Source organism: Metabacillus idriensis (genome assembly GCF_050483325.1).
Taxonomy (GTDB): domain Bacteria; phylum Bacillota; class Bacilli; order Bacillales; family Bacillaceae; genus Bacillus_P; species Bacillus_P idriensis_A.
In genome coordinates, this window is sequence record NZ_JBCMYF010000011.1 from 274,901 (window position 1) to 289,180 (window position 14,280).

At 42.7% G+C, this 14,280-nt stretch carries 12 protein-coding genes; 8 read left to right on the top strand and 4 right to left on the bottom strand.

Features of this window, described 5'->3' with window-relative positions; translation table 11 throughout:
• The first annotated feature begins 2 nt into the window (after positions 1-2).
• Entirely contained in the window at positions 3-1,568 is a 1,566-nt protein-coding gene (locus ABEQ24_RS08355) for a response regulator (protein WP_430006343.1), read from the top strand.
• A 338-nt stretch (positions 1,569-1,906) separates the two neighbouring features.
• Here the strand turns inward: ABEQ24_RS08355 and ABEQ24_RS08360 are convergent, their stop codons facing one another.
• Positions 1,907-3,445, bottom strand: a complete 1,539-nt coding sequence (locus ABEQ24_RS08360) for a Na+/H+ antiporter NhaC family protein (RefSeq protein ID WP_430006344.1) — start codon at positions 3,443-3,445, stop codon at positions 1,907-1,909.
• 314 nt (positions 3,446-3,759) lie between these two features.
• Between ABEQ24_RS08360 and ABEQ24_RS08365 the strand changes: the two genes are divergently transcribed.
• The 6 genes from ABEQ24_RS08365 (at position 3,760) to ABEQ24_RS08390 (ending at position 10,432) form a co-directional block, all read left to right on the top strand.
• Positions 3,760-4,434, top strand: coding sequence for a TIGR03943 family putative permease subunit (locus ABEQ24_RS08365; RefSeq protein WP_430006345.1), 675 nt, complete (start codon positions 3,760-3,762; stop codon positions 4,432-4,434).
• Positions 4,435-4,630: 196 nt separating this feature from the next.
• On the top strand, positions 4,631-5,674 hold the full coding sequence (gene xylF, locus ABEQ24_RS08370; RefSeq protein WP_430006346.1) for a D-xylose ABC transporter substrate-binding protein: 1,044 nt from the start codon (positions 4,631-4,633) through the stop codon (positions 5,672-5,674).
• Between the two features lie 130 nt (positions 5,675-5,804).
• Entirely contained in the window at positions 5,805-7,310 is a 1,506-nt protein-coding gene (locus tag ABEQ24_RS08375; RefSeq protein ID WP_430006365.1) for a xylose ABC transporter ATP-binding protein, read from the top strand.
• On the top strand, positions 7,307-8,488 hold the full coding sequence (locus tag ABEQ24_RS08380) for a sugar ABC transporter permease (RefSeq protein WP_430006347.1): 1,182 nt from the start codon (positions 7,307-7,309) through the stop codon (positions 8,486-8,488). The genes ABEQ24_RS08375 and ABEQ24_RS08380 overlap by 4 nt, the downstream gene beginning before the upstream one ends.
• Positions 8,489-8,597: 109 nt before the next feature.
• A complete protein-coding gene (locus tag ABEQ24_RS08385; RefSeq protein ID WP_430006348.1) occupies positions 8,598-10,082 on the top strand; it encodes a methyl-accepting chemotaxis protein in 1,485 nt (494 codons plus the stop codon).
• Positions 10,083-10,159: 77 nt separating this feature from the next.
• Positions 10,160-10,432, top strand: a complete 273-nt coding sequence (locus ABEQ24_RS08390; RefSeq protein ID WP_430006349.1) for a hypothetical protein — start codon at positions 10,160-10,162, stop codon at positions 10,430-10,432.
• Between the two features lie 379 nt (positions 10,433-10,811).
• Here the strand turns inward: ABEQ24_RS08390 and ABEQ24_RS08395 are convergent, their stop codons facing one another.
• Both ABEQ24_RS08395 and ABEQ24_RS08400 read right to left on the bottom strand, forming a co-directional pair.
• Positions 10,812-11,039, bottom strand: coding sequence for a hypothetical protein (locus tag ABEQ24_RS08395; RefSeq protein WP_430006350.1), 228 nt, complete (start codon positions 11,037-11,039; stop codon positions 10,812-10,814).
• A complete protein-coding gene (locus tag ABEQ24_RS08400) occupies positions 11,039-12,238 on the bottom strand; it encodes an NAD(P)/FAD-dependent oxidoreductase (RefSeq protein WP_430006351.1) in 1,200 nt (399 codons plus the stop codon). Before ABEQ24_RS08400 ends, ABEQ24_RS08395 begins: the two co-directional genes overlap by 1 nt.
• A 153-nt stretch (positions 12,239-12,391) precedes the next feature.
• On the opposite strand from ABEQ24_RS08400, the gene ABEQ24_RS08405 reads away from it, so the two are divergent.
• Complete coding sequence (locus ABEQ24_RS08405; RefSeq protein WP_430006352.1) at positions 12,392-13,378, top strand: Gfo/Idh/MocA family protein; 987 nt, start codon at positions 12,392-12,394, stop codon at positions 13,376-13,378.
• A 38-nt stretch (positions 13,379-13,416) separates the two neighbouring features.
• On the opposite strand, the gene ABEQ24_RS08410 is transcribed toward ABEQ24_RS08405, so the two are convergent.
• The gene (locus tag ABEQ24_RS08410) at positions 13,417-13,908 is read right to left on the bottom strand and encodes a hypothetical protein (RefSeq protein ID WP_430006353.1); all 492 of its coding nucleotides are present in this window, start codon (positions 13,906-13,908) and stop codon (positions 13,417-13,419) included.
• Between the last annotated feature and the right edge of the window lie 372 nt (positions 13,909-14,280).

Genomic DNA, 14,280 nt, shown 5'->3' on the forward strand with positions numbered 1-14,280 from the left:
ACATGAAGCTGCTCATTACGGAAGATGAAGAAATTGAAAGACTGGCATTGAAAAAAATGATTGAAACCGACTTTAAAAACATTTCAATTGCAGGCCTGGCTGAAAACGGGAGAATGGCGATAGAGCTAGCCTCAGAGCACAGACCGGATATTATTTTAATGGATATCAAAATGCCTGGAATTAACGGGCTTGAAGCCATTAAAGAAATTCAGAAAATCGTCCCGAAAGCCAAGATCTTAATTGTCTCCTCTTATGATACATTCGATTATGCCCAGCAGGCGCTAAGGCTCGGCGTGAAGGATTATTTATTAAAGCCCAGCAAGCGGGAAGTCATTCTATCAACCATTCAAAAGGTGATCAATGATATCGAGCTTGATTTATTGGAATCCGAAAAAAAGCAAAAAACAGAGGAACGCATTCAAAAAATGATTCCGATTGTAGAAGCCGATCTTGTCACCCAGCTTCTTTTTGATCACGTACATGATGTCCATCTTCATGAATGCATGAATCTGCTCGACGTCGACCAAACGCAGCCATCCTTTGTCCTTTTGGTTCACTTTTCTCAAGATTCACTGACAGGTCCAATTGAGCAAATGTACGGAGAGCTTAAAAAAACCATTCAGCTCCACTCAAAAGGGTGGGTCGGTCCGATGTCAGGACTTCAGGTCCCGATTATTGTTTTCGCAGAAGGAGAGCTCCGCCATTACCGCAGAAACGCCATTGCCCTCGTTCAAAAAATCTTAAATAATCTCAAAGGCACATTCTCAGCATCTGCAGCAATCGGAATCGGAAAGGCATACCCGTCGCTCGAACAAATCAGACAATCCTATTACGAAGCGCTCCGTGCCTCTATAACTGCAGGTTCAGGTGCCAGGTACAGCTTTTACAGCGATATGATCTCCAATGAAGAAATGAAAGACAGAGAAATGCATCACATTGAAGAGCTCATCCTTGAGGAGTTGCGGATCGGCAAGTGGGAAGGAGTCCGCAGTCATTTTCAGACGATGACCGGATACTTTGAAAAATTTCAGCACCCGCTCGCTGAAGCGGAGCAAAAAGTCTATGACACGATGACATTAATGATCCGCTACTTGGATGAAATGGGCTTTGTCATCAGAAAACCAGTCTTTTCTTTCAGTGCACAATCCTATTTGCAAATGAAAACAGAAGTGAATTTTATTCTTGAAGATGTGATCAGTCAATACAAACAGGCGACTGAAAATCTTCAGGACGATATCCCGAACCGGATGAAGCAGCACATCAAGAAAAACTGCCACACCGATCTGTCGCTTGAGGCGATGGCAAAGGAGTTCAGCCTCTCTCCGCAGTATGTCAGCAAAATTTTCAAAGAAGAGCTTGGCATCAGCTACATCGATTATTTAACAAAATGCCGAATCGAAAAAGCCAAAAAGATGATGGAAAAAGGCTCCCACAGCTTAAAAGAAATTGCCTTTGAAGTCGGCTACAATGATCCGAACTACTTCAGCCGTGTCTTCAAAAAAGTGTGCAAGAAGTCTCCCAGTCAGTATAAGGATTCGCTTTTGACTAATAAAATTGGTCAGAGCTAGAATCTGGTTCGGTTGTAATGAAATGCTGTCCAGAAAATGTGTTTCGCAATATTGCCCGTCCCTTTCCGCTCCAGGCTAAAAGCCGAGGAGGGTGTGATCCTCCTCGGCTTTTAGCCTGTGGGGTCTCACATTTCCCTCTACTTTCCCGCAGGAGTCAAGCGCCTTCCGCTACAATCCACTTGGGATTCTTAACGCATAGTCGATAAACAACAAAGTTTACAAAATCAGTCTACAGAAAAAAGCAGGCAGGAAATAACATTTGTTTTGCCTGCCTGCTTTATTTTAGGGACTTATCGGAAAGCTTATTATTATACTTTTAAATTCCTATACTAGTACCATTAATGGAAATTATTGCTCTTATCGGCCCCAGCTATTTTATGATTCTGCCATTTTGAAATAACGACAACTGCCGCGATCATGATCATAATAGCCGCTCCAAGGGAAAGGACACTTGAAGTTATACCTGCAATCAAGTAAGCAGCAAGTGCAGCAGCACCATTTAATAAGGCATAGGGTAGCTGTGTCTTTACGTGATCCATATGGTCAGAGCCTGCACCTGTAGAAGATAGGATGGACGTATCAGAGATTGGTGAACAGTGATCACCGAAAATCCCTCCTGACAACACGGCACCAATGCAGACATAGATTGAAGCATCAAGATGTACAGCCATCGGAATAGCAAGCGGCATCATAATAGCGAATGTGCCCCAAGACGTTCCCGTGGCAAATGACATACAGGCGCCACCCGCGAATAAAATAACGGGGATCAAATAGACTGGAATGTTTCCATCCATGATTTCAACCACATAGTTTGCTGTTCCTAAGTTTTTCATGACTGTTCCAAGGGACCAGGCCAGAACAAGAATGGCTGCTACAGTCATCATTCTTTGCATGCCTGACAAATAGATATCGAACACTTCATTGAATTTTTTTACTTTATAGAAAACCATCAACCCAATCAATACGATAGCTGCGAATAAGTAGGCAGTTGTTAAAGCGACACGGAATGCGCTGCCATCAATTTTTTCAAATGGAAACCCGAGAGGAATCAGCATTCCGAATAATGTAACAAGTAATACAAGGAGAGGAACAAAGATTAAGCTTGCCTTGCTCTTTGTATTCTGAAGTTCTGTCATATTATCGGGCTTTCTCATTGGTTTTGAGTTCGGCCAAAATAAAGCGCCGGTCTCCTGAACTCGCTTTTCAGCTTTTGCCATTGCGCCAAACTCAAGCTTGGTTAAGGCAACAAGCGGAACTATCAATACTGCTAAGATTGGATAGAATTGAAAAGGGATCGCCTGTATGAATGCATCCCAATCCGTTTCGGCAATTTTTAAGCTGTCATACTCTTTTTGAATCAGACCCATGATATAAACGCCCCATCCGATAAATGGGATCAGTACGGCGACTGGAGAAGCGGTAGAATCAATAATCCATGCTAACTTTTCTCTTGAGATTTTTGCTTTATCAAATATTTTTTCAAATATCGGGCCTACCAATAGCGGTGTGCCAAGATCCGAGAAAAAGATGATAATCCCGCCAAACCACGCGGCTAATTGTGTTTTTGCCTTTGAATTCAAAAATCGGATGACCTTTTCTGCAAAGGCTCCGGCTCCACCTGACTTTTCCATCAGTGCCACAAACCCTCCGATAAAGACAAGCAGTACAAGTACTCCGGCATTATATCCATCTGTTAATTGGAAAAATAAATAATCGCTGATGATGGTTTTAGTTGCACTAAGCGGCATACCCCCAGTTAAAATTAAAACTCCGGAAAAAGTCCCTATAAATAATGATATAATAACGTTTTTTGTCACAAGTGCTGCCACAATCGCTAATAGTGGCGGAATAATTGAAACCCATCCAAGATGTTCCATCCGGCTGTCCTCCTTAAGTGATAGTGAAAAATAATATATACATAATCTTGCATTAATTTGTATTTATATGCAATAGTTTTTTAGAGATATTTATAGAAAATAGTTGTAAATGCAACTAAAATAAGAGTTTTGATTGCGTTTGTGCTAATATTGGATGTATGAAAATACACATATATACAACAAATGCCAGTGGGGATATAAGGTGGTAATAAATCAATCAAAGAATCAGTGATTCCTTTCTTAACGAAACTTCCTTCTTTTTTGTTAAACTAAAGAAAGGACAGTTCCCATAAATCGAGTAGGAGTTAACAAAGATGAAAAATTTTTTAACGGCCGCTATCGGTCTTTTGATCATAGGAAGTATTGTATTTGTTTTTGTCATGAGTATGCAGCCTGAAAAAGAAGTGAGAGAGCCTGAAAAACAAGAAGCTTCTGAGAAAAAAGAAGAACCATTGGCAAATGCCAAAGAGTATCTAGAAGATCCTGACGGCTATATGGAAAAGCTGGATGAAAAATATAAACCTGAGATAGAAGATGATCATCATGCGGAAGACAAGCCTGATGAATATTATGAAGAACAAAAGAATGAGTTATTGAAGATGGATAAAATCATCCTTTCTAATGAAAATTACATCTCTATTTTGGATGTTCTAGACCGTTTTCCAAAGGAGTTTGCGGGAAAACAGGCTGAACTGACTGGATTTGTTCACCGCGAAAAGGATTTTTCGGATACGCAATTTGTGGTGGCAAGAAGCGGCGATCCGTGCTGTGTGGATGAGCATGACGGGTTTTACGGTCTTCTTTCCACGGTAGAAAAGGCAAAAGATTTTCAAGATAATCAGTGGATCACCGTTTCAGGGGAGTTAAGCACAACTGCTTATTCATCCGCTGAGGTGCCATATCTGCAAATTAAGAAGATCTCTAAAATTAAACCTCCCGCACAGCCATATGTTCATGAGGAAAAAGATGAAGATGCTCATTCTCATTGACAGACAGAATAAAAAGGCTGTATCGCTGATAAACAGGTAGCGGTACAGTCTTTTTTTGGAAAAATGAAAGCGATTTCTCTCATTCTGAAAAAAATGCTATATATCTTAAAAAAGTGCAGAAATCACTTTAAATAAAACGCTTACACAGATGATAAAGTTAGTCTTGTAAGATGGAATGTCCAAAGGGGGATGGGGAATGAAGAAGTTTTTAATGCTGTTTATGCTGATGGTTTTTGTGTTTGGTCTGGCTGCATGCAATAACTCAGGATCTGAGCCGACTAAAGGGGATGGCGGCGGTTCTAAAGATGATGATGAATTGGTTATTGGATTCTCGATGGATACGCTTGAGGAAGAACGCTGGCAGCGCGACCGTGATTTGTTCGTAGAAAAAGCGGAATCACTTGGCGCGAAGGTTAATGTACAGGCAGCAAATGGCGACGATGCAAAGCAAATTGCACAGGCTGAAAACTTAATCAGCCAGGGCGTTGATATTTTAGTAGTAGTTCCTCATAACGCAGAAGTAGCGGCTTCGATTGTTGAAATGGCTCATCAAGAAGATGTAAAGGTTATTTCATACGACCGCTTAATCAAAAATTCAGATGTGGATTTATACGTTTCTTTCGATAATGAGCGTGTAGGGGAAATGCAGGCAACAGCGATCACGGAGCTTGTTCCTAAAGGGAACTATGTCTTAATTGAAGGGGCAGACACAGATAACAATGCCCATCTTTTCAAAAAAGGGCAGATGAACGTGCTTCAGCCGTTAATTGACAGCGGCGATATTAAAGTCGTTTACGATCAGTGGACAGAAGAATGGGATCCTGCGAACGCTCTTGCCAATATGGAAAATGCTTTAACGGCAAACAACAATAAAGTCGATGCTGTAGTGGCAGCGAACGATGGGACGGCTGGAGGCGTTATTCAGGCACTTGCAGCACAAGGATTGGACGGGAAAGTTCCGGTATCAGGCCAAGATGCAGAGCTTGCAGCTGCCCAGCGCATTGTAGAAGGCACACAGACAATGACCGTCTACAAACCAATCACACTGATTGCTGAAACAGTAGCTGACTTAGCTGTGAAAATGGCGAACGGCGAAAAAGTGGAAACGAACGGTAAAGTGAACAACGGGAAAATTGACGTGCCATCTTTATTGCTCGATCCGGTTGCAGTAAACAAAGATAACATCGATGACACCATCATTAAAGACGGCTTCCATAAAAAAGAGGACGTTTATAAATAAACAGGAATGAAAATGCGGAATGCACTGTATTCCGCATTTTTTTCTAGAAAAAATCGAAAAAAATGAATGACGGCGGAGCAGCTTGTTCCCGCCCGCTAAAGGAGGACCTGCGGTGTCATCAGTATTAGAAATGAACGGAATTACAAAAGAATTTCCCGGCGTCAAAGCACTCGACAACGTGACATTTAACGTGAAAAAAGGAGAAATCCATGCACTATGCGGTGAAAATGGTGCTGGGAAATCGACCTTAATGAAAGTGCTGAGCGGTCTTTACCCAGCGGGAACATATACAGGTTCCATCTCTGTTGAAGGAGTGGAGCAGTCTTTTAAAACGATCAAGGATGCAGAAAAAGCAGGCATCTCAATTATTTATCAGGAGCTTGCTTTGGTCAGACAAATGACGGTAGCTGAAAACTTAATTCTCGGAAATGAGCCTGCCACATTTGGCATCATTGATCAGAATATGATGATTCAGGTGTGTGAAAAATGGCTGGCGGAGGTTGGTCTAAAGGGTGTCAGCCCAGATACGGTTACCGGGACGCTCGGCATCGGCCAGCAGCAGCTTGTCGAAATCGCCAAAGCTCTCTCCAAAAATGCAAAAATACTCATTTTGGATGAACCGACTGCCGCTCTTACGGAGCAGGAGGTTAAAATCCTGCTTGCTATTTTGAAAGAATTTAAAGAGCGGGGCGTAACATGCATCTATATTTCTCACAAACTTGGAGAGGTGTTTGATATCGCAGACACCATCACCGTTTTGCGGGACGGAAAAACCGTAACCTCTCAAAGAGCGGAAGACATGACAGAGGATAAAGTGATTGCGTACATGGTAGGGCGTGAGATTAAAGACCGGTATCCCCGCATGATCGCAAATCCGAAAGAAACGATGCTGAAGGTGGATGATTACAGTGTCTATCATCCGGAATTGCCGGGAAAAAAAGTCATTGATTCTGTTTCCTTCCAAGTCAGAAAAGGAGAAATCCTCGGCATTGCAGGACTGATGGGATCTGGCAGAACAGAGCTGGTCATGAGTTTATTCGGGGCATATGCCGGTTTATCTCAAGGGGCTATTGAGATAGACGGTAAAACCGCAAAAAACAAATCAGTCAAACATGCCATCGAAAACGGCCTCTCGCTCGTCTCGGAGGACCGCAAGAAATTCGGGCTCGTTTTAAACATGGATATTCAAAATAACGTGACTCTGCCAAGTCTGAGGCGCATCTCATCGTACGGCATGATCAATCAGAATGAAGAGATTCACAGCGGAAATCAGTATTTGAAGCAGTTAAGGATAAAAGCTCCTTCAGTAGAAACGGTTGTCGGGACACTGAGCGGAGGAAATCAGCAGAAGGTGGTTATCGGAAAGTGGCTGATGACAAAGCCGAAGGTGCTGATTCTGGATGAACCGACAAGGGGAATTGATGTTGGTGCCAAACTTGAAATCTACAATATTATGAACGAGCTTGTCAAAGAGGGCGTGGCTATTATCATGATTTCGTCAGAACTGCCTGAGGTACTGGGCATGAGTCACCGGATTTTGGTGATGTCTGAAGGAAGGTTCACAGGTGAATTTCAGGCGGAAGAGGCGACACAGGAAAAGATCATGAGAGCAGCGACAGGAGGACTTGCAGGATGAATACGAACTTGACTATCAATAAACAGCAAACACCGATTAAAGAAAAAAAGATCAGTCTTTTTACAATTGATATCCGCGCCTATTCCATGATTGGGGCATTAATCGTTATCTGGATTTTATTTTCTGTATTAAATGATACCTTTTTAACACCCAGGAACTTATCCAATCTCTTTTTGCAAATGTCTGTTACCTCCATTTTAGCAATCGGCATGGTCCTGATTATCGTATCGGGTCAAATCGATCTCTCTGTAGGCTCGCTTGTCGGATTGACAGGGGGAGTTGCAGCGATTCTGAATGTGTGGCTAGGCTGGGATACCGTGCCGGTCATTATCGCAACGGTGTTATTAGGAGCGCTGATCGGTTTATGGCAGGGCTGGTGGATTGCTTACAGGGCGGTGCCTGCTTTTATCGTCACTCTTGGAGGCATGCTGATCTTCCGCGGTATTTTAACGGGGATTACAGGCAGTATGACAGTCGCCCCGCTTTCTCCTGAGCTGAAATTTATCGGTCAGGGATATGTGCCTCCTGCGGTTGGTCTTGTGATTGGCGCCATCGCCTTTATTCTTGCCGTCTTCTTTTTAATCAGACAGCGCAATGCGAGAATAAAGTACGGATTTGAAGTTCTCTCTATGAACTGGACGCTTATAACATCTGTTGGATTTGGTTTGCTGATCTTTACTTTTGTTTACTTGATGAATCAATATCAAGGTATTCCAATTCCGTTTATCACCGTCATTTTGCTCGCGGTCGTGTTTCATTTTATTGCAAAAAAGACCGTGTTTGGCAGACAGGTCTATGCGATTGGGGGGAATCCGGAAGCAGCGGTCCTGTCGGGGATTAACATGAAACGGAGAATCCTGCTTGTCTTCGTTCTCGGGAACACACTTGCAGCCATTGCAGGTCTTGTGCTTACAGCGCGCGTTAATGCGGCAACAGTTGGGGCTGGGAACATGTATGAACTAGATGCGATTGCAGCCTGTGTCATCGGCGGAACGAGTTTGATGGGGGGCATAGGAACCATTCCTGGCGCAATCATTGGAGCACTGGTAATGGCAAGCCTTGATAACGGAATGAGCATCATGAATATTGATGCGTACTGGCAGCTGATTGTAAAAGGAAGCATCCTGGTCCTTGCCGTGTGGTTTGATATTTACAGCCGCAATAAGAAGAAAAGGTAACATCTGAACGCTTGCATCTTTGGTGCAGCGTTTATTTTTTTGGAGATATAAATAAAGTGAAAGCGCTGTCGATATAAAAAATAGAAGATCTTGACTGCAGGGGAGAAAGATGATGACCGCTATAGAAAAAGTGAAATATGAAGATTTGAAGAAAAAGAATAAGCTGATGCTCCTTACATTTGGAACGTCCGCACTTTTGGCTTTTATTTATGTCCTTGTCACAAAACAATTTGAACAAAGTCCAGTCTATTTAACGGAACTTATTTTACTCATTTTGTTTTATGTGCTATTCCACTTCATTATAAAGAAAGAATACTTATTTCCGTATTTCAGTGTTGTGATGATCTATTGTGCTACTATAGTGTCGATTTTTATTACAGGGGCGAATCTTTCATTGGTTGCCATTTTGCTGTTTCTGGCCATCTTTTCAGCGGTTCAATACCATCCGATTGTGTTTGCGATCGGTTATATAGCCGGATTTATTGGACTAATAGTGAATGCACTTGTCCCCTCTAAGGAACAAACCATTATTCTGGACAGCATCGGGGCGATCATGATCACATATATCCTGGCCGGCGTTCTTCTGGGTGTTTTAATCCGCTTAAACAATAAGCAATTTAAACAGCTTCAGGACTTTATTGCAGGTGCAGAGGCTGATGCAAAATTGAAAGAAGAGCAAAAACAAAACCTTGAAAGAGAAGTAGGCAGTATCGCTGATCACATTTCAAAAGTGAATGACCGTGTGCAGCAAAATGCAAGGGCGCAGGCGGAAATGACGATTGCCATTCATGAGGTATCTGCCGGAAGTGGGATCCAAAGCGAACAAATCAGCGAGATTGCCGAAAACGCACATAATAATATGCTTTCGATCAAAGAATTGAGTGAAATATCAGCACGGTTGAATCAAGATTCCAAACAGGCAAGCGATATAGCTGACAAAAGCGGTGAAAAGGTCGTCCAGCTTTCAAACCAAATGGATCACTTGCAAGTGGTGGTAGTCGCCTTAAATGAGACTTTCAAACTTCTTAATTTAAAAATCGAAGAAACGAATCAATTCACAAATAACATCAGACAAATCACAGAGCAAACAAATTTACTTGCATTAAACGCTTCGATTGAAGCGGCAAGAGCGGGAGAAGCAGGAAAAGGATTTTCTGTTGTCGCACAGGAAATCCGCAAGCTTGCTGAACTGACGAATGACACAACGAAGAAAATCACTGAGAATCTAAAACAAGTCAATCAAACGAGTGCAGAGGCAGAGGAGAAAATGACCGTAAGCAGCACTAATCTTTCAAACAGCGTTCAGTTTACAAAAGAAGTTAGGGCAAGCTTCCATCAATTGAAGGAGAAATTACAGAATATCACCGAGAGCTTCAGCGGGTTTGAAGCTATAGCGCAAGATGTTGAAGAAAATACAATCGGTGTCGAAAAATCAACAAACGAACTTGCCGCCATCATAGAAGAAGCTTCAGCGAGCTTAGAAGAGATGAATGCAACAATCGAAACACTTAACGACGACAATAAGAAAATCGCAAGCATCATGAATGAAACAGCTCTAAGTGCAGAAAATATTCAACAAAGCACGCAGCAATAAAATTTTATGTTTTGTGTATTTTGAGAGCGGGTAAGTAGTAGTAAGCAACAAATTGCGAGACGAAAGGAGCAACTTGTATGAGACAGAAAACATTAATTTCAGGTATTGCCTTATCAACAGTCGGAGTCGGAGTAACATCCTATTTATTAAAGGATAAGTCTAACCGTCAAAAGGTAACAGGATTCGTTAACAGTGCCAAAAACAAGATTCCCTACTTTGCGCGCAAAAACGTTGATTCATTCCCGGTTGAAAAAGCGGGTCATCCAGATCCTCAAGATATTGATGATAATAACATGGTCTCAGAAGGCTCCATGTATCCCGTTCAATACTATGATGAAAAGAAGAAATAAATCGAGCAGCATTGCCGGGTGGCGGTGCTGTTTTTTTGGTATTTTTGCATGAAAAAAGGGGCTGTCAATAAATTTGACAGCTCCTTTTTTGGCGACCTTGCCCCGCCAAAGCGGCAGCACTAAGGCGAGTGCCGCCATTTTTAATGAGTTGGACCGCTGGAAGTGGCAGCATTAAGGCGAGTGCCGCCACTTTTAATGAGTTGTACCTTTGGATGTGGCAGCACTAAGGCGAGTGCCGCCATTTTTTATGAGTTGAACCGTTGGATGTGGCAGGATTAAGGCGAGTGCCGCCAATTTTAATGAGTTGTACCTTTGGATGTGGCAGCACTAAGGCGAGTGCCGCCATTTTTGATGAGTTGGACCGTTGGAAGTAGCAGCACTAAGGCGAGTGCCGCCATTTTTTATGAGTTGGATCGCTGAAAGTGGCAGCACTAAAGTAAGTGCCGCCATTTTTAATGAGTTGGACCGCTGAAAGTGGCAGCACTAAGGCGAGTGCCGCCACTTTTTTATGAGTTGGACCATTGGAAGTGGCAGCACTAAAGGGAGTGCCGCCATTTTTAATAAGTTGGTCCGTTAAATATGGCAGCACCAAGAAGACTCCCGCCATTATCTGTCCAACCTAACAATCTCTGCATCAGGGTGAGAATCATAAAGAATCAGATCCTTCAAGATCTCAGCGCCAAGCATGGAATAAACGGTTCCATTTCCGCCAAACCCTAGACAGTAATAGACGTTTTCTTTCTTTGGATGCTTTCCGATGAACGGCAATCCGTCGTCTGATTCGCCGAAGCTTGCGCCCCATACGGAATCTACTTCCATTTCATAGCTCGGATAATGCTCTTTGATTTTATCCAAAAGCCGCTGACCGCGTTCGCGGATGATTTTCTCGCTGCTTGGAGCTTCCATTTTTTCTTCATCCAGTCCTCCGGCTACAATTCTGCCGTCAACCGTTGACCTCATGTAGAAATAGGGACGTTTTGTTTCCCAAATCAGGCTCCGCTCTTCCCAATGATCAAGAAACTTCACTGGTGTTGTCACAATCGCATATGTTCTGTTCACTTCGGCACCAAGTTTTTTCGCAAAAGGGATGGTTTCATACCCGGTCGAATAGATCACTTTTTCAGCAGCAATTCTCCCGTGCGGGGATTGAAAATAGACGTATTTATCATCTCTGTCAGTCTCTTCAATTTCGGTGTTCTCAAAAATGCGCACACCTTTGTGATGAGCGTCTTCCATTAAAGCTTGAATGAATTTATATGGGTTCACCTCAGCATCGCCGTCTGTCAAAAGTGCAGCCGGCTTCTCAAACCCGAATCGCTCTTTGATTTCATCTTTTTTTAAAAATTCTACAGGAAAACCATGCTTAGATAGAGCTTTAAACTCTTTTTTCAGTTTTGATTTGTCGAGAGAAGTGCTTGCATAGTACAAGCTTTTTCTTCTGATGAAATCGACATTCCTGGGCAGGTTTTTAGCTGCAAGTTCAAGCTCATCTACCGCTTTTAAGCACATTTTATAAAAACGGACAGCTTGTTCTTCACCCAATTTTTTGATGAATTCATGCAGCATCGTGTCATTTGAGAACTGCAGCAGCCCCGTATTGGCACTTGAACTGCCGCCGCCGACGGTTCCTTTTTCGACAACAATTGTATTTAAATCATATTTTGAAAGGGTGTGGGCGCACAAAGCACCTGACATTCCGCCTCCAACGATGAGTACATCGCATGTGATTGTATCTTGAAGTTCAGGGTATGCCTGAACGTCATTGACCGTTTTAGGCCAGTATAGAGAGCCGTTATGCAGCTTCATTCTTTTTCCTCCTTAAGATGATAACAAGCATATTCCCTCTTTTATCCAAATAAAAAACCTCACTAATTAAATTTTCTCCAAAAATAGAAAAGGAAATCAGGTGTCCGAAAAGGAAGTTACTATATGTAAAGAAAACTTCCGGGAGGGAACAAAATGATTTCAGTCGCTATGCTTAGCAAATGGCACGTACATGCCGTTGATTATGAAAGAGATATACATAACAGTTCTAAATTGAACATTACTCAAGTGTGGGATGAGGACAAAGAAAGAGGGCAGCAATGGGCAAATGACCTGAATGTTCCATTTGAACCTGAGCTTTTAAAGGTGCTCAGCAACCCTGCCATTAAAGGGGTTGTTGTTGATACACCGACAAGCATGCACAAGGATGTCATCATCAAAGCAGCAGAGCATGGAAAGCACATTTTCACAGAAAAAGTACTGGCGTTAACAGCAGCGGATTGCAAAGAAATCTTTGAAGCTGTCCAAAAAGCGGGAGTGACTCTTGTAGTTTCGATGCCAAGACTGAGCGCTGATTATTACCTTTATGCTGAACAAGTGCTGAAAGAAGGCAAAATCGGAGAACTCAAAATGGCAAGATGCCGTGTCGCACATAACGGTTCAGTGCCGTCAGCGGAAAACCCTGAAGGATGGCTTCCGGCGCACTTTTACAATGCCGAGCAATGCGGGGGAGGCGCCCTGATCGATTTAGGCGCACATCCGATTTACTTGCTCAACCGTCTAGCAGGAAAACCTGTAGAAGTGTCTGCTCATTTTGATTACGTCTATTCAAAGGAAGTCGAAGACCAGGCGTCTGTCCTCGTTTCCTATGAAAACGGCGTAACTGGAGTGCTCGAAACCTCATTCGTTTCACATGGAAGTCCGTTTTATCTTGAATTGTACGGAACTGAAGGGTGCCTGCTGATTCAGGATGGAAAAGTGGAACTAAGAAATGGCGAAGGCACCCATGTGATCGAGCAGCTGCCAAAAGAGCTGCCAATACCAATGGAGCAATGGGCAGACGCGATCCTGTCTGGAAAAACACCATTTATTTCGAATGAAGATGCTTTGCTGCTGACAGCAGTGAATGAAGCGGCGATTCAGTCGAATGTGGAAAAACGGAGAATTTCAATCCAATTATAAAAAGAAAACAGCTGGAGAACTCTCCAGCTGCTTTTCCATCACTTTTTCCCTTTTTTCTCATAACGCTTATACAAATTGTATAGCTTCTGTTCAGAGGCATCCTTTGCCGTCATGTAATGATCTTCAAACAGGTTCGAAAAATAAGTCACAGAGCGTCCGCACTGCAATCCCATCACATAGGCGCCTTCAGTAAACGAATATTCTTTGACAAGCCATGAAGCTTCATCCAAGTGAATCGTGATGACTTCACCAAAGTAAATGCTCATGCATTCTTCCAAGTCCTCAACCGACAGCTGAAAGTCACGGAACTTATTTTCCTGAAAAAAGGAAAAGTACACTTCTTCGAGCTGGATTAAACTTTTTACAGAATAGTTTAATGTTAAGCCGAGTTCTGCATATATATCTTCTAAAAGAGACAAGTTCTCTTTCCGTTGTTCATAGTAATACACTTTGGCCAATTCTTCATTTTCAAAAACAGGCAAATTCCTGCCATAATCTGTTTCAATTTGATGATTATAAGATTCTAGCATTCTGTCACCTCTCGTCTTTTGTTCACTAGCAAGTATATCATCCTGAAGACTTTAATAGAGCAGCTTACAATAATGCTACAAGGGAGGCGGATTTTGGAAAATGAAAGTACTGCAATCCAATTTTGATGCAGAACGGGCGGTTCAGCATTTCGTGGTGGCCAGAACGGCTCCGAAAGTATTGGAAAAAAGCGCCTTTTCTGTCGGATCCTTATCTGTCTGTCGGAGCTAAACAGTCGGTTCAGCATTTCGTGGTGTCCAGCTTCACCTCCTAGCCCCTCGGTCAGAACAAATTCCCCGAAAAAGTCAAAACCGGACTTTTCCGGTGAATTCTTATCTGCCTGTCGGGTCTAAACAGTCGGTTCAGCATTTCAT

What these genes read in the sequence shown, in the direction of transcription:
- ABEQ24_RS08355 (WP_430006343.1), top strand. Translation starts at nt 3, where the DNA reads ATGAAGCTGCTCATTACGGAAGATGAAGAAATTGAAAGACTGGCATTG.
- ABEQ24_RS08360 (WP_430006344.1), bottom strand. Translation starts at nt 3,445, where the DNA reads ATGGAACATCTTGGATGGGTTTCAATTATTCCGCCACTATTAGCGATT.
- ABEQ24_RS08365 (WP_430006345.1), top strand. Translation starts at nt 3,760, where the DNA reads ATGAAAAATTTTTTAACGGCCGCTATCGGTCTTTTGATCATAGGAAGT.
- xylF (WP_430006346.1), top strand. Translation starts at nt 4,631, where the DNA reads ATGAAGAAGTTTTTAATGCTGTTTATGCTGATGGTTTTTGTGTTTGGT.
- ABEQ24_RS08375 (WP_430006365.1), top strand. Translation starts at nt 5,805, where the DNA reads ATGAACGGAATTACAAAAGAATTTCCCGGCGTCAAAGCACTCGACAAC.
- ABEQ24_RS08380 (WP_430006347.1), top strand. Translation starts at nt 7,307, where the DNA reads ATGAATACGAACTTGACTATCAATAAACAGCAAACACCGATTAAAGAA.
- ABEQ24_RS08385 (WP_430006348.1), top strand. Translation starts at nt 8,598, where the DNA reads ATGATGACCGCTATAGAAAAAGTGAAATATGAAGATTTGAAGAAAAAG.
- ABEQ24_RS08390 (WP_430006349.1), top strand. Translation starts at nt 10,160, where the DNA reads ATGAGACAGAAAACATTAATTTCAGGTATTGCCTTATCAACAGTCGGA.
- ABEQ24_RS08395 (WP_430006350.1), bottom strand. Translation starts at nt 11,039, where the DNA reads ATGGCGGGAGTCTTCTTGGTGCTGCCATATTTAACGGACCAACTTATT.
- ABEQ24_RS08400 (WP_430006351.1), bottom strand. Translation starts at nt 12,238, where the DNA reads ATGAAGCTGCATAACGGCTCTCTATACTGGCCTAAAACGGTCAATGAC.
- ABEQ24_RS08405 (WP_430006352.1), top strand. Translation starts at nt 12,392, where the DNA reads ATGATTTCAGTCGCTATGCTTAGCAAATGGCACGTACATGCCGTTGAT.
- ABEQ24_RS08410 (WP_430006353.1), bottom strand. Translation starts at nt 13,908, where the DNA reads ATGCTAGAATCTTATAATCATCAAATTGAAACAGATTATGGCAGGAAT.